The following is a 19329-nucleotide window of genomic DNA, read 5'->3' as shown; positions in this document are numbered from 1 at the left end:
GGCAACGGGTTCAACGTGGTGCAGGGGGGCGGGCAGCAGGACCTGCAGGAGTTCACGGCGCAGCCGTCGGCGGGGACGGGCTGGGCCACGGCGTATCAGTTCAACCTGGGAGACATCGCGGCGGGCGCGGAGAAGTGGGCCGGCGTGGCCTTCGTTCACTTCGGCAATCCGGAGGGGACGGCCACGGCGCGGCAGTGGCTGACGGACTACGTGGGCGCGTTGGATGCGAAGGCGCTGGTGGAGGCGGAGGTCGCGCGCTGGGCGGCCTTCCAGACGGACACCGTGAAGGTGCCGACGGGCACGGTGGAGAACGAGGAATCACTGGTGCGCCACTCCGCGGTGGTGCTGCACATGGCGCAGGTCCGCGAGGGTGAGACGTTCATGCGCGAGTCGCTGAGCCGGGATGGCGAGACGCGCCTGACGCGCTTCAAGGCACCCAACGGCGCGCCGGCGACGCTGCCGGGCATGGTGAAACACGCGGGCAAGGGCGCGGTGCTGGCGAGCCTTCCGCCGGGCCAGTGGACGTATGCGTGGATTCGAGACGGCGCCTACGCGGCGGCGGCGATGGCCACGCTGGGCATGCGGAGCGACGCGCGCGAGGCGCTGACGTACTACCTGAACGCGGACAGCGGGCGGTTCCAGAACTGGCGCGAGCTGCAGCCGTACTCGATGCCGCCGTACCTCATCACGCTCACGCGCTACCACGGCTTCGGTGTGGAGGAGACGGACTTCAACGAGGCGGGGCCCAACCTCGAGTTCGACGGCTTCGGGCTCTTCCTCTGGGCGCTGCGGCACTACGAGCGCACCACGGGGGACGTCACGCTGGTGGACCAGCACTGGCAGACGGTGTCGACGAAGGTGGGCGACGCGCTGGTGGCGCTCATCGACCCGGAGACGGGGCTCATCCGGCCGGACTCGTCCATCTGGGAGACGCACTGGAACGGGCGGCAGCGCGCGTGGGCGTACACGAGCCTCACGGCGGCGCGCGGCCTGTGTGACGCGGCGGTGCTGGCCGAGCGCGTGGGGGATGCCGAGCGTGCGACGCGCTACCGCGCCGCGGGCGAGTCCATCCGCCGGGCGATGGCGGAGAAGCTGACGGACAGCAACTTCGCGCTGGCCTCCAACCTGGAGGAGCTGAAGTCGGGCCGGGGATACTGGGACACGGCGGTGTTCGACGCGTTCGCGTTCGAGCTGTTCGACCCGGCGGGGAAGATTGCCCGGGAGACGATTCGCGGATTGGACTTGAGGCTGTCGTCTCCGGCGGGCGCGGGCTGGTCGCGCAACGATGACCGCTATGACCACACGGGCGGCGCGGACATGAGCCCGTGGGGCAGCGAGTACGACAGCGCGGAGTGGGTCATCGTGAGCCTGCGCGGCGCGATGGTGAAGCGGATGGCGGGGGACCCGGAGCGCGCGGAGCGGGTGCTCAAGTGGGTGACGGACCAGTCGCTGAAGAACTACCTGGCGGTGTCGGAGACGTATGACGAGCTGAACGGCACGTACAAGTTCAACTCGCCCATGGTGGGCTTTGGCGCGGGGGCGTACGCGCTCGCGCTGGCGCACCGCGCGGACGGCACGGCGGACCCGGCGTGTGGCGCGTACCTGGATGAGAGCACGCTGTCGAAGCCGCCGGACGCGGGCTCGGGTGAGCCGGACGCGGGCTCGGGCGAGCCGGATGCGGGCCCGTTTGTGCCGGATGCGGGGGACTCGGAGGCGCCGCGTGTCAGTGGCGGCGGGTGCAGCGCCTCGGGCCCCGGCGCGATGGCGGTGTGGCTGATGCTGGCGCTCGCGGGACTCACCGCGCTGACGCGGCGTCGCCGGGCCTGAGGCAAGGGGCTCGGCTCAAGGGGCTGGGAGCAGGGCGGGACAACGCCCGGCGCTTGTGGACACTCCAACGAGACATGACGCGCCCCAGACTTCCAGATGGAGACGTTCCATCCGGTGTCGGGGCAACGGGATGTCGCTGGAGTTCGCCTCAAGCGCGGGCGTGGATGACCGCCCGCCCCGTGGGCCCGCCGTGCTTCAGCGCCGCTGGTCGCTCCGGGCCTGGGTGCGACGGTTGCGAGAGGTGGTGTGCGCGTTGCGACGGACGGCGCCGAAGCGCTGCTGCTTGCGCGCACCGCCCTTGCGGCGCTGGGCCCGCGTCGCTCGCACGGACGTGGTGGCGGTGCGTCCGGCGGTGCGCGCGCGGCGCACGGGCTTGCGCCCACCCACGGTCCTCGTCGCCCGACGGGCCGGCGCCGAGGCGCGAGTCCTCCGCGTGCTGCTCACCTTTCGCACGGTGCGAGCCCGCTTGGCCTCCACCGCCTCACGGCGCTCCATCATGGCCAGGCGCTTCTCGAAGCGCATCAGGGCCTGACGGAAGTACGTCGCCTTGCGCAGGGTGTTGGCGTTGCCCTCGGCGCGACGGGCACGGGTCGGCTGCCGCCGGCCCAGGGCTTCACGCCGCTGACGGCGCGCCAGGCTCTCGTACTTGGTCATCAATCGCCGCGCGCGCAGGACGCGACCGCGCAGCTCCCGGGTCGACAGCTCCGTGAGGTTGCGCGGGGCGCTCGACAACACGAGCCTGGCTTCGGTTTCCGACAACAGGGACATCTTCTTCGAGGGAATCGTACGCAAGGGCCTGCTCCTTCAAGGCAGTGTGGCTTTCCTCGCGGAAACGTCGGCACGTGTCCCCCGCGCAGCAACCTGCTCTCCAGGGTGATTGGGGGCGCTGGCGCTACTCGAAAATGGACAACTCGGAGAGCGCGTAGATGAGGACGGGTCCTCCCGCGTTCCCCGCCCTCACCTGTAGCCGCACCTGACGAACCGGCGCGTCACCCGTGAGCGGCACGTCGAGGAAGCGCGCCTTGCGCTCCATGTCCAGCGGACCATCCCCATAGGGGCTGTCCTCCCCCGTCGATTCGATGGTGGTGGAGAACACCGGGTCGAACGGGCTCGAGGGGTCGTGGTTCACGTAGGGCACCTCGGCGAGCGTCGACCAGGTGGCGCCATCCGCGCTGCCCTCCACGCGCACCTGAATGATGGGGTCGAACCCCGTCACCATCTGCAGGTCGCGAATGACGGCGCGCCGGGGCCGCACGGCGGTCTCCCACTGGAGCGTCACGTTGTTCACGCCCGACGTCTCGCGGGTCAGGTCCGTCCGCACGGTCAGCAGTGAGCCATCCGTGTACGGGCACGGCGCTCCCGTGGGAGTCGGGACGCACGAGGCGCCGCGGCTGATGGGGCGCAGGCTTCCGCTGGGAACGGGCAGCCAAGGGCCACGCCATTCCACCCGGAACGACACGCTGCTGCTGTTGGCGGCCAGGGGATAGAAGAGCCACGAGCCCAGTGTCACGGCGCGGACCTGCGCCTCCACGCCCGGGAAGTCCTCCAGAAGATAGGGATTGGCATGCCAGGGCGACGTGGGGTCGTGCACTTCCCACACGCGGCCTCCGGGACCATGGAGCTGCAGCACGGGGTACGGGGTGAGGGGCTCCACGGGCGTCGGGTCGCCGTTGTCCTGGAAGTAGATTTCCGGAAGCTCCGCGGAGGCCGGCAGCGCGGGCGGTGGAGGCGCCGAGGCGAAGGAGAACTCGGGGCCCTCCGCGCCCAGGGCCAGCGCGAGCTGGGGTGCCCAGGGCCGCAGCGGTGGCAGCTCCGCGTCATCGTAGAAGACGAACGAGCTGAAGACGCCGTGGCCTTCCTCCAGCGGCGCCGCCACGCGAAAGCGATACTGGGTGAAGTCGGAGAGGCGCTCGTCGATGGAGTCGCCGTAGAGGACCTCCAGCGTGAAGGCCCCCGAGCGCTCACTGCGGCTCTCTCCGTAACGCTCGAACTCGCTAGCGGTGGGGTCGACGAAGCCGGAGCGCGTGTGAACCTTGCGCTCCACGGTCACCGTCGTGTCCGAGTTCGGAGAGCCGTCCAGGTGTTGCAGTCGGCCATAGACGAAGATGGGGTCTTCGGGCTTGCGGTCGCAGCCCGCGGCGACGAGCGCGAGCAGGGCCAGGGAGCGGAGCGGGTGGCGCATGTCAGTAGGTCCCCTTCACGCCGAGGAGCGGGAGGATGATGGGCAGGCTCTGGGGTTTGCGCTGGGGAGTGCCCGCGCGGTCGAAGCCATAGTCATAGGCAATCACCTCCTGCCGGGCCGACACGTTGAGGACGTCCAGATAGGCGTCGAGCGTGAAGTCCTCCATGGCCCATGATTTGGCGACGCGCAGGTCCACGCGGAAGAACGCGTCCAGTCGCTCGGACTTGTCCCGGTCCTGTCGCACCCAGTGCTCTTCCCCCTCCGGCGTCGTCACGATGCGTTGGGTGAGGGTGGTGATTTCGCCGGACTCGGGGCGGCCGGTGTTGAAGTGCACCACCGTGCCCACCGTCCAGTTGTTGCCGAACTTGTAGCTGAGCGCGGCGTTGATGACATGGGCCTGCTCGAAGGCGAAGGGCAGCGTGCCCTCCTGCGTACCCACCACGTGGTCATCGTCGCCGTAGCGGTCGAAACGCACGCGGCGCTTGCTCTGGAGGAAGCTGTAGGAGACCCAGCCGAACCAGTCGCGGCCCAGCGGGTGCCGGGCCATCAGCTCGAAGCCATACGCGTAGCCGCTCGTGGAGGGGTCGGGTGTCGCGAGTCCCCGGCGTCGTCGGTTCTCCACCACCTGCTGCAGGTCCAATTCCACCGCGCGGGTGAGGGGGTTGTAGAAGGCGTCGCCGCTCAGCTCCAGGCCGTCCATCGCCTTCCACTCGGCGCCCACGTCGAACTGGAGGCCCTCCTGGAGTCCGTAGCGGAGGCTGGAGGTGTCCACGGCGGGCAGGTGCACCAGCACGGTGGGCGATTGGTGGAAGACGCCCGCGCCGCCCTTGAGCACGAGCGCGTCCGTGAGCTGGTGGCGCACGGTGAGCCGAGGCTCCACCACCGCGTGATTGATGCCGGGGGACAGGTGGTAGTTGTCCAGGCGCACGCCCGGCTGGAGCACCCACTTTTCGGCGGGAACCCACGTCACCGCCGCGTAGACGCCGGAGAAGGTCGCCAGCGAGGAGGGGCTCTTGATGGGGTCCACCGGGTCGTCGGGGTTGGTGCCCGGGGGGATGCCGGTGCCGGTGATGTCGGTGGCGGCGCGCCGGTGCTCCACGTCGCCGCCCACGGCGAGCTCCAGCGTGGAGTCCAGGCGGCGCTTCCAGCCGGCCCGCATCGCGAACGTCGTCTGGCGCAGGGCGTACTCGCCCACCTTGCGGAAGGAGATGGCGCCGCTCGGCAGGCGTTCCGACTCCTCTCCGTCGAGGCCCAGCGCGTCCGAGCCCACGGTGAGGCCCACTTCCGCATCACCCCCCGCGAGCGGATGGGTGCCGCGCAGGTCCACCCGGTGGAAGCGGGACACGATGCTGCCGCCGGTGGAGCCGATGTAATAGGTCGAAGGGCTGGAGCCCACGTCGTCCGAGCTGCCCAGCGCGAACAGGCGCACGCGGCCCTCGCCGACCTTCTGCTCGATGCGCGCCTGGTAGTCCCAGAAGTTCGCGTGCACCTTCTCCGCGTCGGACCCACTGAGGAGTTTGGACCCCAGGGAGATCAACAGCGCCGAGTAGCTGACGCGGCCGGCGACGCTGACGGAGGTGCCGGTGCTCTCGAAGGGGTACTCGATGAAGCCGCCGCTGTTGAGCAGGTCCGCGTAGGCGGTGACGTGCAGCCGGTCCTCGCGCGGTCGGCTCAGCCGCCCCTCCACCGCGCCGCCCAGCAGCCGTCCGTACTGCACGGGCGGCGAGCCCGGGAAGAAGTCGACGGTGTCGATGAAGTCCGGGTGAATCACCGCGGGCCCGAGCATCAGGTGGTACAGCATGGGGATGCGCACGCCGTCGAGGAAGAAGCCGGTGGCGGCGGGCTGGCTGCCACGCACCACGGGGTAGCTGATGCCCGAGGCGAGGCTGCCCACTCCGGGCATCAACATGACGACACGGAACGGGTCGCCCAGCGTGCCGGGCACCTCGCGGAGTTCCTGCTCGTGCAGGGTGATGCGCGTCACCTCGGTGCGGGGGCGGTCGTCCCGCACCACCGTCTCGTAGGGATTCACGCGCCCGGGCTGCAAGCGGTAGATGACCTGGAGCGACTGGCCCTCGGAGAGCGTTTCCTCGAAGGTGCTCGGCGTGTGTCCGGGGGCGCGCGCTTCCACGTGGTGGGTGCCGGGGCGCAGCTCCAGGGTGAAGCGCCCTTGTGCGTCCACGGTGCCCGCGGGCTCCGTGCTCCCGTCCACGAAGAGGAGCGCATCGGCGAGGGGACGGCGCGTGCCGCGCGCGCGCACCTCTCCGGTGAGTCGCGCGGTGGAGACGGGGACGGGCGCGGCGGGAGGCACGAAGCGGTAGACGAAGGGCAGGCGCACCGCCACGGGCACTCCGGCGAGGGTGGCGGGAGTGAAGCGCAGACCCGGCGCGGCCTGGAGCGCGGCCTCGGTGAGGCGGGGCTCGTGCGGTGCGTCGACGACCTTCACCTCGGCCACCGCGCCCTGTTCATCCACCAGCAGCTCCAGGGTCACTTCACCGGGAGTGCCCTCCAGGCCCACGGGCCATGCGGCGGGTGCGTCGGCGACGAGGGTCGGTGGCACGAGCGCGGCTTCACCGCCATCGGTGGTGAGGCCCAGTCGCGTGGCGTCCTCGGCGGACACGGAGGTGCCGCCGTCGGTGGACTGGAGTTCGACTTCGACGGTGCGGGACTCGGCGGAGGGGGCGGGGAGGCCCTGCGCTCGCACGAGGAAGGGCACTGCCGCCAGGACGAGCAGCGGCAGGAGAGAGCTGCGCTCAAAACGCATGGGAAACCTTCAACACCGGATGGGCAGAGAACTGTCACCCCGGCCGGTGTGCTCTCACGCGGCGCAGCCTCACCTCCCCGGGCACGGGCGTCCACTGTTCTCGACACGGGATTGCACGAATGGCCCGGGTCCCGGAAACGGGACCCGCAGCTGTCTGTGCGAAAGGTACAAGCGAGGCGTAAGCGCCAGGACGTTGGCCTGTCCGTTCGTCTGCTCGCGTGTGTGGCGCTTCACGAAGAGCGCGTGCAGGCGGGCTGACCGGGTGGAGGTCCCTGGAGGGCACCACTACCGTTGAGTCGAGCAGGGGGCTTTGTGGGGGAAGGAGTCGTGGGGCGATGCGCACGGTGAAGGATGAGCTGCTCTTCCGAGCGGTGGAGCACACCCTGTCGGGCCAGCCCATCGAGGCGGCGCACGAGCTGGCGTCGTTGGAGACGTTGCTGGATGTGGACTCGGTGCCGGAGGACCTGGGCTACCTGCTCTTCGCCACGGCGGTGTCGCATCGCCTGGAGGGCGTGGGGGTGGGGGCGCGCAATCCCTATCTGTATCCGCATCCCGAAGAGGGGGCGCGGCAGATTGATTTGTTCCGGCTGTTGATGACGCACATGCCGCTGGCCTCCGCCGCCGATGCGTTGGCGAACGCGGTGTTGGTGGAGTTGTTGGGGAAGCGGGACGAGGCGACGTTGGTGGACGTGGGAATCGGCCAGGGGCGGCAGGAGGGGCGGTTGTTGAAGGCGCTGTCGGAGCAGGGAGCGCTGCCGCGCAGGTTGACGCTGGTGGGCGTGGACCCGAGCGGAGCGAGCCTCGCGCAGGCGGAGGAATCGACGGCGAAGGTGGCGCGCGAGGTGGGAGCGTCGGTGCGCTTCGTGGGGGTGGAGGCGCCGGTGGAGAGCCTGTCCGAGTCGACCTGGTCGGTGTTGCGAGGGTTGCCGGGGCCGAGGGTGGTGAACGCCGCCTTCGCGCTGCACCATGTGGCGGAGGAGCCCGGGAGCGTGGGCGCGGTGCGAGACGCGGTGCTGCGGCGGCTGCGAGCGTTGGAGCCGTCGGGGGTGGTGTTGTGCGAGCCGAATACGGACCACTTCCGCGCGCCGCCGCTGGAGCGCTTCCTGAATGCGTGGAAGCACTTCACGCAGGTCTTCCATCTACTGGACACGCTGGAGGTTCCTCGCGAGGAGCGAGCCGCCATCAAGCGCTTCTTCGGGAGGGAGGTGGAGGACGTGGTGGGGACGGTGGACGAGTCGGCGCGCTGCGAGCGACACGAGCTGGCGGAGACGTGGATGGCGAGGCTGAAGCGCGCGGGCTTCGTGCCACTGGAGCTGCTGGAGCAGGTGGAGCCCGAAGGCGTGCATCCGGTGCTGGAGTTGCGGCGGGAGCCAGGGCTGGTGGGCTTGAGCTGGAAGAACGAAGTGCTGGTGGCGGTGATGGGCGTGAGGCCGGAGGGGGCACGTGCGTGAGGGCGCGGCGCGTGGTGCGTGTGCCTCGTGAGGCTGGGCGTCCGGGTCGTGCGAGGATGGGGTGCGTTGAGTGTGGGAACCGAGGCTTCGCGAAGATGTGATTCGCGTGGCATGAACGTCGGGGCCACGTGAGGTCGAGGTCATGGAGTCGGAGGAGCACAGGTGACGGACGAGGGACGTGAGGACCTGGCCGGTCAGGTGCTGGAGCGCTGTCGACGCGCGGGGGTCCGGCTGGTGTTGGCGGAGGCGTGCACCGGGGGCCTGCTCTGCGCGCAACTGACGGACGTACCGGGCGCATCCGCGGTGGTGGAGCGCGGCTTCGTGCCGTACTCGCATGAGTCCAAGGTGGAGCAGCTCGGTGTGTCGCTGGCGCTGCTCCAGGAGCACGGCTCGGTGAGCGCGGAGGCGGTGGAAGCCATGGCGCATGGGGCGCTTGCGCACTCGCGCGCGGACTGGGCGGTGGCGGAGACAGGCATCGCGGGGCCGAGCGGGGGCACGCCGCTAAAGCCCGTGGGACTGGCCTTCATCGCGGTGCTGCGTCGAGGCGGGACGGCCACGGTGGAGCGCCACGTCTTCGATGGGAATCGGAGTGAAGTGCGGCACGCGGTGGCGCGACGTGCGCTGGTGTTGTTGCTGGCGCGGTTGAACGTCGAATCTTGAACTGGACGTTCACCCCGCACTCCCGGGTGTCTGGGCACCCGTCGAGGTGACCCCTACGCTGTAGGACGTCGGAGAGAAGTGCCTCCGTGTGTCCGTGTGGCGAAGGAGCGCCCGGTGTTCCGAATCGGGGTGGATGTCGAGCATTCCATCGTGGAGTTCGTCCTGGAGGGCTACATCCGGGTCCAGGAGATGGAAGTGTTCGTGTCGGAGCTGGAGGCGGCGACAGACTCGCTTGCGGGGCGCGACATCAAAATCAAGGCGGACCTGAGGACGTTCCGTCCCGCGTCACCGGAGGCGACGAACATGATTCGCCGGGTGCAGGAGTACGGACTGCGCTCTGGCGTGGTGCGAGTCGCGGAGCTGGTGGAGAGCGAGATTGTCGCGCTCCAGCTCAACCGGGTCGCCGAGAACAGCCACACGGACAAGATTCTGCGCCGCTTCTGGGAAGACGCTCCCGCGCGTCACTGGCTCATCCACGGCGACGTGGAGGATGGAGCGGCGTAGCGCCTAGTCAGGAAATCCGACTTCAGGCTCCGTCCAGGCTTCGTCCGGGAGCGACAACGGTCCCACGGGCAATCGCGCGAAGTGCGGAATGGTCGGGTACTCACGTTGGATGGGGAGCGCATCCAGCTCGGCCAGCCGAAGCAGGGCCGTGCCTTGGATGAAGACGGGGCCATCCGTGCGCCGTATCTCCACGGGAAAGGCATCCTTCTGACGGAACTGTCGGCCACGCTCCGCGATGGTCGCGAGCAGGCCGTCGTGGAAGGCCTCCGCGTCCCGCTCGAGGAGGGCCCTGCAGGTGCTGAGGAAGGGGGCGTGCTCGCCTTTGACGACGACGCCCCAACGCTCCAATAACGGCTGGAAGTCGAAGGGTGCTCGGGTGTGCAGTTGCAGGAGTCGCTTGTGCATGAAGTGCTGCAGGAGGAAGTCGTCTTCGTACTCCGCCCGAGCCTCGTGGTGTTCCGAGGCCAGTCGAGCAAGCTCCACGGCCAGGCCGAGCTGTCCGGCGGCGAGGGCATCATGGAAGGACGAGTTCCGGCTCGGGCAGGTGATGAGCGGCTCGAAGGTGCGTCCTCCCGCCTGCAATCGCAGCAAGTGGAGCTGTGCCTGCGCGGACTTGCAGAGGAGGACCTGAAAGCGGTCCGTGCGAGCCTCGGAGAGCAGCTCTCCGATGGCCAGGCGGTGATACATCTTCGAAGCGACGAAATAGGCGCGCCCGGAGCGCTCGACGGCCGCCTTTACGGTGATGGCCTTCAGGGCCATGGTCAGCGTGTACCAGGCGTTGTCTTGGATGGTTTCCAGGTCCATGGCGGGTGGCTCCTTTCGTGTGTCAGACGAAGTAGCCCTTCTCGCCCATGGCGACGTAACGGATTCCTGTGACGCCGTTCTGGTCGAGGATGGCACGCAAGTCATCGCGGATGACGAAGAAGCGAGGCATGACGCTGATGCGAAAGAGCCTGGCGTCCTTGGGCACCTTTTCCAGGTCCAGATAGAGCTGTTTGATGACCTGGAACTCCCCGGGCGACATGATGGATTTCTCGCCTCGCGTCTTCTTGAGGTCGACGCAGTCCTGGACTCCCAGGAGGTTGGCGATGAAGCAGCCCTCGGCGGCGACGCGGCCCTTGTGGTTCCAGAGGGCGAAGGGGAGGTACTCGATTTCAGCGCCAGCCTCCTTGTCGAGCAATGCCTTGAGTCGCCCGGTGATGAGGTAGACAAGCAGCGAGTTGGGGATGAAGTCTGGGACGACGATGCCGCGATGGCGTCGAGCCATGTTCAGTCGGACGCCCGTTGGATAGTTCGCCGCCATGGACGTCCCCTCGGAGGCGGGCCACATGGACCCCTTCATGGGGCTGGGAAACTCGTTGACGAAGCAGTACTCCACGGTTTCCTCCTGGGTGAGGTAGAAATACTGGTGGGTGTTCGTGGTCATGGTCGTGTCGACGGAGGTCTCAAGGAAAAGGAGGGGCTCGGAAGGCGCGTGCGCGCACCGTATTAGACGGCGTCATCCACGGTGGCGAACTGGAACTCGCCCGACAAGCCCTTCGCGAGCCCCGTCTTCCGAAGGAGCTTGCGAAGTGACGTGGAGATGTTCTCCAACTCGGTCGGCGCGTCCGATAAGTCGGGATGCTCGTCTGTCCTGGCTTGTTGCTTGCCCATCTTGTCCCGCACGGTTTTGACGTGGCTCTCGACGACGCGGCTGTAGCCGAGGTGATTGTTGACGTGCGCGGGCAGCAGATACACCCAGCCCATCATGGGTCTCGTCGGCAGCACCATGATGTTGATTCCTCTGTTGATGTTGTATTTCAGTTGTTGAAGCATGGGAGTTTCGTCCTCGAAGACCTGATAGAGGGCATCCGTCGGGATGAGGTGATGGGCATGGTGGCTCCAGGGTCTGGCCTGTTTGCCGGCCCTCTTGAAGTTGTCTCCCGTGCCGAGGTCCCATGCTCCCGCCGTGACCAGGGGATTGTTCTTGTCATCCCGGCCGGCCATCCGGATGCCCATCTCAATCTTCTTGCCCGCCTCCAGTGACTTCTTGGTTTCTTTTGCCTTGGGTTGGTAGCGAAAGCCGAGGGCTGCCTCGAGCCGTTTGCGTGCCCGGTTGCCTTCCTTGTGGAAGGGAAGGTTGTACCAGTGTCGGTCATTCGCCGTGTGGTACGTGACGGCGTTCTTCTTGTGGTCATGCCCCTCGAAGAGGCACTTGCGCTCGAAGGGATACTGGCGCGGGTGGGTCCAGACGCAGCGGGTCACGCACCCGTTCTCCTCGCCCGCCTCATGCGTGTCGCGTGTCTTGAGCTCCGCCAGATGCTCGTTCTTCTCGGCGGTCTTGGCCTTGTCCTCTTCCTTCGCCGCCTCCGCCGCGAGCTTGTCCGAGTCCGGGGCCGCGTCGGCCGCTTCCCGGGCCTTCTTCGCCTTCTCGCTCGCTTCCCGGGCCTTGGCCGCTTTGTCTTGATATTGCGCGACGGCTTCTTTTTGGGCGAGTTCCAGGCTCATCGATCACCTCGTCGAGCGAGACTGAGTGGGGATGTCATCAAGGAGGAGCGCGCCCCGCGCGGCGTCATCTCCCATGAGGAGGATGAGAGCCTGATCGCTCTCGGCGTAGCTCCGTGTGAAGGCGCGGACGGCGAGGCACGCGGAAACGGCGCCCGTCGCCGCGCCAAGTTCTCCAAAGGGTTCGGGCGGGTACCAGTAACGGAGCTCGGCGGGCAGCCCTGCCTCCCTCATTCGCACCAGGGCCATTCCAAACTCACGGGCTCGGAACTCGTCTCCGTTGAGGTTGACGACCACGAGGTTCGGCTTGCGCCTCGGGTCCCCGAGACAGGCCTCGACCGCGGCGGAGAGCGCGACGCCATGCTCGGGCTTGTCCGCGGCGCGGTCATGCGCGGCCGGCCGCGTGGCCACGGCGGTCACCGTCGCCTCCGCGGGCGCGGACCGCGCACGGAGGGCATCGGCTCGCTCCAACAAGACGAACGCCGAGGCCTCGCCCGGGAAGAAGCCCGAAGGCTGCTCCTCGGTCCGCAAGAGCCCCAGCGTGTGAAGCGTGGTCAGCGCGTCACCGTGGACGCACGTGTCGATACCGCCCACGATGCACCGGTCCAACTCGCGCAAGCGAAGCCGTTGAATGGCCTGCTCCACCGCTTGAGCGAAGATGGCGGGTCCCCCATGGAAACAAGAGCGCAACGCGGGAGGGATGGACACGTCTTGCATGGAGAGCAGCGACGGCACCAGGGAGGTCTCGAGCTTGTCGCGCCATTGACGTTGCTCCTCGAAATGACGCGCGAACTCCGCCCGCGCGACGTCCATGGGCGCGGGGCCCTGCCCCAGCAACTCGAGCTGCAGCAGCCAGGTGGCATGGAAGTGGCCGGGGAGGCACAGGTGGAAGCCCGTGCGCGCATGATGCGCGGGCTCGAGCTTCGCGGAGGTCATCAAGTCGGAGAGCGCCGCGTCTCCCAGGCGGAGCAGACGACCGATTCCCTCGAAGCCATCCGTCAGCCCCCGGACCGCATGTCCCTTCAAGGGGACGCTCTCCAGCGTGTCGAGGTCGGGCTCCTCGACGTCGAGCTGGGTCCAGTGGGTGGCTCCAGCTCGCGCGGAAGCACAGGCCGAGGCCACGTCCAATCCCCCCGAGGTGGTCATTCCCAGCGCGGTGATGGCGATGGCTCCCACTGGCAGTGGGGGAGCTGACACGGGGGCCGTCATGAGAGGACGCCTCCAGCGAGCTGACGGGTATTCAGCGTGAGCGCGGTGCTTCGCAGCGCGGCAAGGGCTGTGAGCTGCTGGCGAAGGAAGGCCCGCGTTCGGAGCTGGCAGGCCCCCTGACTGCGCAGGGTCAGCTCCAGGCTCCAGGCGTGCCGTCGCCGCATGGGCTCCGTCCACTGGGTTTCGAGCAGCGAGGTCTGGGTCCAGGGACGGCCGCGCAGGTACCGGACCGTGGGCTGGAACTGCTTGCGGGTTTGTTCCCACCAGGCGCGGATGGCACCGGCGTTGGGGAGGGGCAGCCCCGCGCCCGGGAGTGGATGTCGTTCGGGCGCCGCGGGGGCCTCGTCGGGGTCCTCGGAGCTGTCGGGAGGTCGCGCCACGAAATCTCCTTCAAGAGGGAGGCCGGTGATAGCGCTGAAGGCCTCCGCCGCCAGATGGCCCACGGCCTCATCCTCGAGATGCTCCAGGCAGGCTTCGGCGGCGGACACGTGGCCATTGAACCCCAGGGCCCAGAGTGCGTCGGCACGCAGCTCGGAGTCGCGCAGCAGCCCGGCGAACAGCGCCGCCGCCTCGGGGCCCGTGCCGAGCGACAGGAGCAAGGCAGGCAGACCGGGGACACGCTCCCGTGAGGCGAGCTGCTCCCTACAGACCGCCCACGTCTCCCGATGACCTGACAGCAGTCCGGCGAGGAGCGCCGCATCGCGAACCTCGAGCTCGGGCGAGGACAGGGCCTGACGGACCCCGCGCCAGTCGACCCCTCTCCTCGCGCGGACCGCCGCGCGAAGCGCCGAAGCGGCGACCTTCGGGTCGGTCGATATGGCGAGCGCTTCGACGAGGGCCTGAGGCTGAGTGGACTGGAAGCCGAGCACGTCCAAAGCCAGGGCTTGCAGTCGCGGCTCGGAAGCACCGAGAAGGGGTTGGAGCCAGGCTGTCCGTGGCCCGGGCGTGAGGACTTCGAGCGCTCGTTGGATGCTTGGAAGAGCTTCGGGCGGCGCCTCTCGCAGGTGTTGCAGGAGGACCTCGGGCGCCCAGTCGATGCCACCTTCGAGGAGCGCGAAGACCGCGGTGGACAGGCGCTCAGGCTCCTCCGTGGTGAGCGCGGGCCTCAGGAGCTTCCGGGCCACCGGTTCTCCACCGAGGACCAGGGCATCCACTCGCGCGAGCAGGCGCTCCTCGCTTGCGAGGGCCTCTGCGGGTATCTCGTCTGGCGCTGAGAGGCTTTGCTCCCATTGGCCCCACTGGAAGCTCGCCTCATCGAGGTGCTGCTCGTAGTGGTTCCAATTAAAGACGATGTCGGTCCGCAGCGTCATGGCCACGTTGCTAGAGGTGCTTCTTGCAGACGCGGCACTTGGGTTCCTTCTTGCTCCCCGCGCCCGCGACCACCGGTCCCTGCATGAGAGGAAACGGCGGCGTATTCTTGTCGTTGTGGAGCATGAGGTCGAAGGCGCGGGCCACGTTCTTCCCCTCGAACTTCACGTCGAAGGAGAAGTTGATGAACTCCGCCTTGCCCTTTGTCTTGCTGGAGGCCACGCCGCCACCGGCCGTGCCCGCCTCGTCACCCGTGCTCGTCTTGAAGTTGGAGTCCTTCACGCACACGGGATTGCCCGCGACAGACACCTTCTTCGTGCCCTTGTCGGTGTCGGAGGACTGGGCCACGTTGGGATAGGGAATGGGGACGGGCCCCGCGGGGCTGGGCGTCTTGCACACATCCGGGAAGGCCGTGGTCACGCCCCCACTGTCCTTGGTGACGACGGACATCTTGTTGACGCCTGTGTTGACGGCCATGGCCCCACCTCCAGGTCCGTCAAGGATACACTGCGCGTGAGTCTGGGTTCGAGTCCCCCTCCCCAGAGAGCGTCCTGGGGCGCGCTGGATGTCGTCTAGTTGATCTCCACCGAGCCACCCTTGATGCGGTGGGTGCCCGTCGCTCGCGACTCCAGATAGGTCCCCTTGATGATGACCTTGCCATTGCGGCGCAGGGTGATGCTGGCTTCGCCACACTTGAGGACGACTTCGTCCTGGCCCTCGATGACCACCCGCTTGCCGTCGACGTGTGCCTCGGTAGGCGGTGGCGCTGGCTCGGCGGTCTCCAGCAAGGCATCCAGCAAGGGCGTGGGGCTGGGCTCGTGGATGAGGCCCATGATGAAGGGCAGCGCCGGGTCTCCGTTCTCGAAGAGGAGGACCACCTTCTGGCGTCGGGCCACGGCCTCCTGGAGGCCCCGGGGCTCCAGGGCCACCGCCAGTCGCGCGGGGACGGGGCCCGAGGAGTTGCCAGGAAAATCCACGAGCGGTGCTCCCGAGGCCTCGAGTCCCACGAGCTGTCCGGAACGACTCCCGAGGATGGGCTCCCGCACCTGGGGGCCGGGCTGGCTCGACTTGCTGGCGGGGTGTGAGCTCATGCGGAAGGCCCTGGCGAACGAGGTGGATGAAGACGAAAGCTCTCAGCCGCGACCAGGCTGACGACGAATGATAGCGCATTCATGCGAGAGGCCGCCTGACAGGTGCCGGAGGGCCCTCGCCGTGCGCGGAATCGGCCAGCGCGGCCCCTCAATCCGATGTGGGCTTCGACACACCTTCCGCCGTGACACGCAGTCCCCGCACGTCGTGCAGGCCGTCCCCCAGGAGGACATGCCCTCGCCACAGCAGCGTCACCTGTTCCGCGTCGGCATCCAGGATGACGGTGTCCAGGTGCATCGCGGGCTTCGCGTCCTCGGTGCCCGCCAGCTCCACCGTGACGACCGGCGGCGTCTGCCCGGGCAGCGAGAAGGCCAGCCGTCCCTTCGGCGAGGCCCCGGCGATGATGACCGCCTCGTCCCCCTTCAAGTACCCCGGCGCCACGAGCCCCGGCGCGGCCGCGTTGAAGAAGCGCCGGTCGAAGTCCTTGGGCAACAGCGGCTTGCGCGTCTTGCTCCACGCCTCGTCATACGTCCCCGCGTACCTCGCCCGAGGCTGCCAGTCCGGTGACGTGAAGCCGAACCCCACCGGCGTCACCCGCTGCCCCAACTCCCGCAGCGGCTCCGCCGGGTCCTCCAGGTTGGGCAACCGCAACCCTTCCTCGAAGTGTCTCGCGCTGGCGCGAAAGCCCGTGCCCACCGGGTTGCGCGGCTCGAACGCCGGCCTCCCCGCATCCGTCCTGTCCCACCCACCGAAGGCCCGCTCCCACTGCAACGCCATCCGCTCGAACGGCAGCGGCTTCGTCGCCGACACCCGCCCCAGGCTCCGGAACCACGTGCGCTCCCCCAACACCCGCACCGCCTTCGTCAGCGGCCCCACCTGGAGCGCCACCAGCACCTCCGTGTCCCCCTTGCGCCGCGCATGCGCATGGCCCAGCAACACCACGTCCGTCGCGGGCTTGATGAACGCGCCCTCCACCTCGTACCGGTAGCTGGACTCCCCGGGCTCGCCCCAGGGCTGTCCCTGCCAGCTCACCTTCGGCTGCTCCTTCACCCCCGTCAGCCCCGCCTCGCCGAGTCCATACGTCGCCTTCACCACGAGCAGGAGCAATGGACGCCCCTCCTCGTCGCAGAGCCCCATCAGGTCAAAGGCGAACGGAGTCTCGTTCTCGACGGCGGGATGCCCCATGGCGCGCGCCCCCAGGCACCAGGCGCGAAGCCCTCGCGCCGGACAAGTACGTCACTGTAGCAGGCCACCCACCTCCGCGAGGCCGGCCCGCCTCCCCCCCGTCGTCACATCGGCTCATTTCTTCGACATCAATGTCTCTCAAGAACGTTCGAATTCCTCACAGACGCGCCCGTGTTTCAGGCAGGGTCGACTTCTACCGCCCGCTTCTCCCTGTGAGCTGTTACCCCGCACCTGGTCTGGACGTTTCTTGCTCAACAAGGAAAAACGCGTAAATGGGCTTTACAAATCATGTCAGGAAATAATCGGAAACATGAATTTTCGATTTTGTATTTGAAATCCTGATTCCAGGTGTGTCACGACTATCCCGTCTTTCTACCGGAGGTAGTGCGTTTGGCTCATCGAGTCCTGAAGACGATTGGTGCGGCTTGGCTGGGAGTAGCGCTCACTGCGTGCGGCACCGTGGATTCCACGGGAGACGAGACGAAGGCTCCTGAAGCGAAGTCCGGCGGCGACATCCAGGGCTCCCTCGGGAAGCTGCCGGGTGCGGGCGTGGCGGGCGTGCACTCCGACGGCATCCCCTTCACGGTGGTCGGTGAGCTGGGCAAGGTGGAGCGCACGCTGTCCGCGCTCTCCGTGGGCCACGCGGCCTTCGCCGCGGCTCCCGCGCTGTCGGGCATCGCCCCCATCTTCCGCCTGAGCGCGGACGACATGTTCCTCAACAAGGCCCGCACCGACGCCCAGGGCAACCAGCACCTGCGCTACCGGCAGACGAAGAACGGCCTGGAGGTCGTCAACGGCGAGCTCGTGCTGCACGTTCGCCCGGACGGCCAGGTGTACGCGGCCAACAGCTCCGCGCGCGACGGACAGGACCTGCCCGCGGTTCCCCGCGTGGATGGCTCCGCGGCGGCCCGTGCGGCGGCCCGCGCCACGGCCGGCACCGGCATCTCCACCGAGGGCGAGCCCCGGCTCGTCTATGTGCGTGACGTGAACGAGCAGCTCTTCCTGGCGTGGCAGGTGCGCGTCGTCGGCACCCAGGTCGAGGGCATCCCGCTGGTGGACGACGTGTTCGTCGACGCCCGTGGCCAGGCCGGTGTGGTCGCGCGTCACCCGCGCATCCACTCCGCGCTCAACCGCCGCGTGTACAGCGCCAACAACGGCAGCACCACGCCGGGGACGCTGAAGCGCAGCGAGGGCCAGGCCGCCATCGGCGACGCCCACGTGGACATGAACTACGACCAGCTCGGGTACACGTACAACTGCTACCAGACGCTGTTCGGCCGCGACTCCATCAACAACGCGGGCGCCACCCTCATCAGCACCGTTCACTACGGCAGCAACTACGTGAACGCGTACTGGGACGGCACCCAGATGGTGTACGGCGACGGCGACGGCGTGAACTCCATCGAGCTGGGCAAGGACGCGGACGTCACCGTCCACGAGCTGACCCACGCCGTGACGGAGAACGAGTCCAACCTCACGTACTCCGGCCAGTCTGGCGGTCTGAACGAGGCGATGTCGGACACCTTCTCCGCCATCTGCGAGAGCTGGGCCTCCGGCTCCTGGGCCACCACGCCCGCCATCTGGATGATTGGCGAGGACGTGTGGACGCCGGGCACGGCGAACGACGCCCTGCGCTACATGGATGACCCGAAGAAGGACGGCGCCTCGCTGGACTTCGCCTCCGACTTCACCTCCAGCACGGACGTGCACTACAGCTCGGGCATCCCGAACCTGGCGTTCGCGCTGCTCTCCAAGGGTGGCACGCACCCGCGCGGCCGCTCCACCATCTCCGTGCCGGCCATCGGCGTCGAGAAGGCCGCCCGCATCTGGTACAAGGCCAACACCGACATCTACACGGCCTCCACCACCTTCGTTCAGGCGAAGACGTGGACCATCCAGGCCGCGCTGGACCTCGGCTATGACCAGGCCACGCAGGATGCCGTGAAGGCCGCGTGGGAAGCGGTGGGCGTGGGCGTCACCCTGCCTCCCCAGCCGTCCGTCGTGCTGACCAACGGCATCCCGGTGAACAACCTGGGCGGTGCCACGGGCAACCAGAAGTTCTTCAACCTGACCGTCCCGGCCGGCGCCACGAACCTCAAGTTCACGCTCGCCGGTGGCACGGGTGACGCGGACCTGTTCGTCCGGTTCGGCTCGCAGCCGAGCTCCTCCACCTACGACTGCAAGTCGGAGAGCAGCAGCAACACGGAGACGTGCACCATCACCACCGCCCAGGCGGGCGTCTACCACGTGCTCATCAGCGCGTACGCCACCTACTCCGGCGCGACGCTGACGGGCTCGTTCACCACGGGCGGTCCTCCGCCGAACGTGCTGCAGAACAACGTGCCGGTGACGGGCCTGGCGGGCGCCGCCAGCTCCTCCGTGAACTACACGATGGACGTGCCGGCCAACACCCGGGTGACGTTCACCACCACGGGCGGCACGGGCGACGCGGACCTGTACGTTCGCTTCAACGCGGCCCCCACCACCACCACGTACAACTGCCGTCCGTACCTGTCGGGCAACGTCGAGACGTGCGCCCTGACGAACACCACGGCGGGCAAGTACTACGTGATGGTGCGTGGCTACTCGGCCTACACCGGTGTCACGCTGAAGGGCGCGTACTAGTCCTTCACGTCACATCGCAGGTCTGAAGCAAGCACCCGGGG

General features: G+C 68.2%; 16 protein-coding genes. 5 read left to right on the top strand and 11 right to left on the bottom strand.

From position 1 onward, the window contains the following. On the top strand, positions 1–1827 hold a 1827-nt coding region (locus HR086_RS12425), incomplete at its 5' end, for a glycoside hydrolase family 15 protein (protein WP_174465721.1). A 195-nt stretch (positions 1828–2022) separates the two neighbouring features. Here HR086_RS12425 and HR086_RS12420 read toward each other — a convergent pair. The 3 genes from HR086_RS12420 to HR086_RS12410 form a co-directional block, all read right to left on the bottom strand. Continuing rightward, complete coding sequence (locus HR086_RS12420) at positions 2023–2619, bottom strand: hypothetical protein (protein ID WP_141648579.1); 597 nt, start codon at positions 2617–2619, stop codon at positions 2023–2025. A 100-nt stretch (positions 2620–2719) separates the two neighbouring features. Next, positions 2720–4009 (bottom strand): hypothetical protein, encoded by a 1290-nt coding sequence (locus tag HR086_RS12415; protein ID WP_174465720.1) that lies wholly within the window; start codon positions 4007–4009, stop codon positions 2720–2722. Position 4010: 1 nt separating this feature from the next. After that, a complete protein-coding gene (locus tag HR086_RS12410; RefSeq protein ID WP_174465719.1) occupies positions 4011–6773 on the bottom strand; it encodes a TonB-dependent receptor domain-containing protein in 2763 nt (920 codons plus the stop codon). A gap of 335 nt (positions 6774–7108) precedes the next feature. Here HR086_RS12410 and HR086_RS12405 point away from each other — a divergent pair, with 335 nt between their 5' ends. The 3 genes from HR086_RS12405 (at position 7109) to HR086_RS12395 (ending at position 9388) form a co-directional block, all read left to right on the top strand. Then, positions 7109–8224 carry a GRAS family protein gene (locus tag HR086_RS12405; protein WP_174460610.1) on the top strand — a complete coding sequence of 372 codons (1116 nt, stop codon included), beginning with the start codon at positions 7109–7111 and terminating at the stop codon, positions 8222–8224. A 162-nt stretch (positions 8225–8386) separates the two neighbouring features. Beyond that, positions 8387–8884 carry a CinA family protein gene (locus HR086_RS12400; protein WP_174465718.1) on the top strand — a complete coding sequence of 166 codons (498 nt, stop codon included), beginning with the start codon at positions 8387–8389 and terminating at the stop codon, positions 8882–8884. Positions 8885–8998: 114 nt separating this feature from the next. Beyond that, positions 8999–9388 (top strand): hypothetical protein, encoded by a 390-nt coding sequence (locus HR086_RS12395; RefSeq protein WP_174465717.1) that lies wholly within the window; start codon positions 8999–9001, stop codon positions 9386–9388. 3 nt (positions 9389–9391) lie between these two features. On the opposite strand, the gene HR086_RS12390 is transcribed toward HR086_RS12395, so the two are convergent. From HR086_RS12390 to HR086_RS12355, 8 genes are all read right to left on the bottom strand, one after another. Continuing rightward, on the bottom strand, positions 9392–10192 hold the full coding sequence (locus HR086_RS12390; RefSeq protein ID WP_174465716.1) for an immunity 49 family protein: 801 nt from the start codon (positions 10190–10192) through the stop codon (positions 9392–9394). A 22-nt stretch (positions 10193–10214) separates the two neighbouring features. After that, positions 10215–10814, bottom strand: a complete 600-nt coding sequence (locus HR086_RS12385) for an imm11 family protein (RefSeq protein ID WP_174465715.1) — start codon at positions 10812–10814, stop codon at positions 10215–10217. Positions 10815–10876: 62 nt separating this feature from the next. Continuing rightward, entirely contained in the window at positions 10877–11875 is a 999-nt protein-coding gene (locus HR086_RS12380) for an AHH domain-containing protein (protein ID WP_174465714.1), read from the bottom strand. Positions 11876–11878: 3 nt separating this feature from the next. Next, positions 11879–13081, bottom strand: coding sequence for a beta-ketoacyl synthase N-terminal-like domain-containing protein (locus tag HR086_RS12375; protein ID WP_174465713.1), 1203 nt, complete (start codon positions 13079–13081; stop codon positions 11879–11881). Then, the gene (locus HR086_RS12370) at positions 13078–14391 is read right to left on the bottom strand and encodes a TIGR02270 family protein (protein ID WP_174465712.1); all 1314 of its coding nucleotides are present in this window, start codon (positions 14389–14391) and stop codon (positions 13078–13080) included. Before HR086_RS12370 ends, HR086_RS12375 begins: the two co-directional genes overlap by 4 nt. 10 nt (positions 14392–14401) lie before the next feature. Next, positions 14402–14866: a DUF4150 domain-containing protein gene (locus tag HR086_RS12365; RefSeq protein ID WP_174465711.1), complete on the bottom strand. Its 465-nt coding sequence runs from the start codon at positions 14864–14866 to the stop codon at positions 14402–14404. Positions 14867–14961: 95 nt separating this feature from the next. Then, positions 14962–15480, bottom strand: coding sequence for a DUF6484 domain-containing protein (locus tag HR086_RS12360; RefSeq protein WP_174453775.1), 519 nt, complete (start codon positions 15478–15480; stop codon positions 14962–14964). 148 nt (positions 15481–15628) lie between these two features. Continuing rightward, positions 15629–16663, bottom strand: a complete 1035-nt coding sequence (locus tag HR086_RS12355; RefSeq protein WP_174465710.1) for a DUF2169 domain-containing protein — start codon at positions 16661–16663, stop codon at positions 15629–15631. A 390-nt stretch (positions 16664–17053) separates the two neighbouring features. Between HR086_RS12355 and HR086_RS12350 the strand changes: the two genes are divergently transcribed. Then, a complete protein-coding gene (locus tag HR086_RS12350; protein WP_174453781.1) occupies positions 17054–19288 on the top strand; it encodes a M4 family metallopeptidase in 2235 nt (744 codons plus the stop codon). The last annotated feature ends 41 nt before the right edge of the window (positions 19289–19329 follow it).

This window comes from Myxococcus sp. CA039A, from assembly GCF_013336645.1.
Taxonomy (GTDB): domain Bacteria; phylum Myxococcota; class Myxococcia; order Myxococcales; family Myxococcaceae; genus Myxococcus; species Myxococcus llanfairpwllgwyngyllgogerychwyrndrobwllllantysiliogogogochensis.
This window is presented reverse-complemented; position numbering and strand designations above follow the sequence as displayed.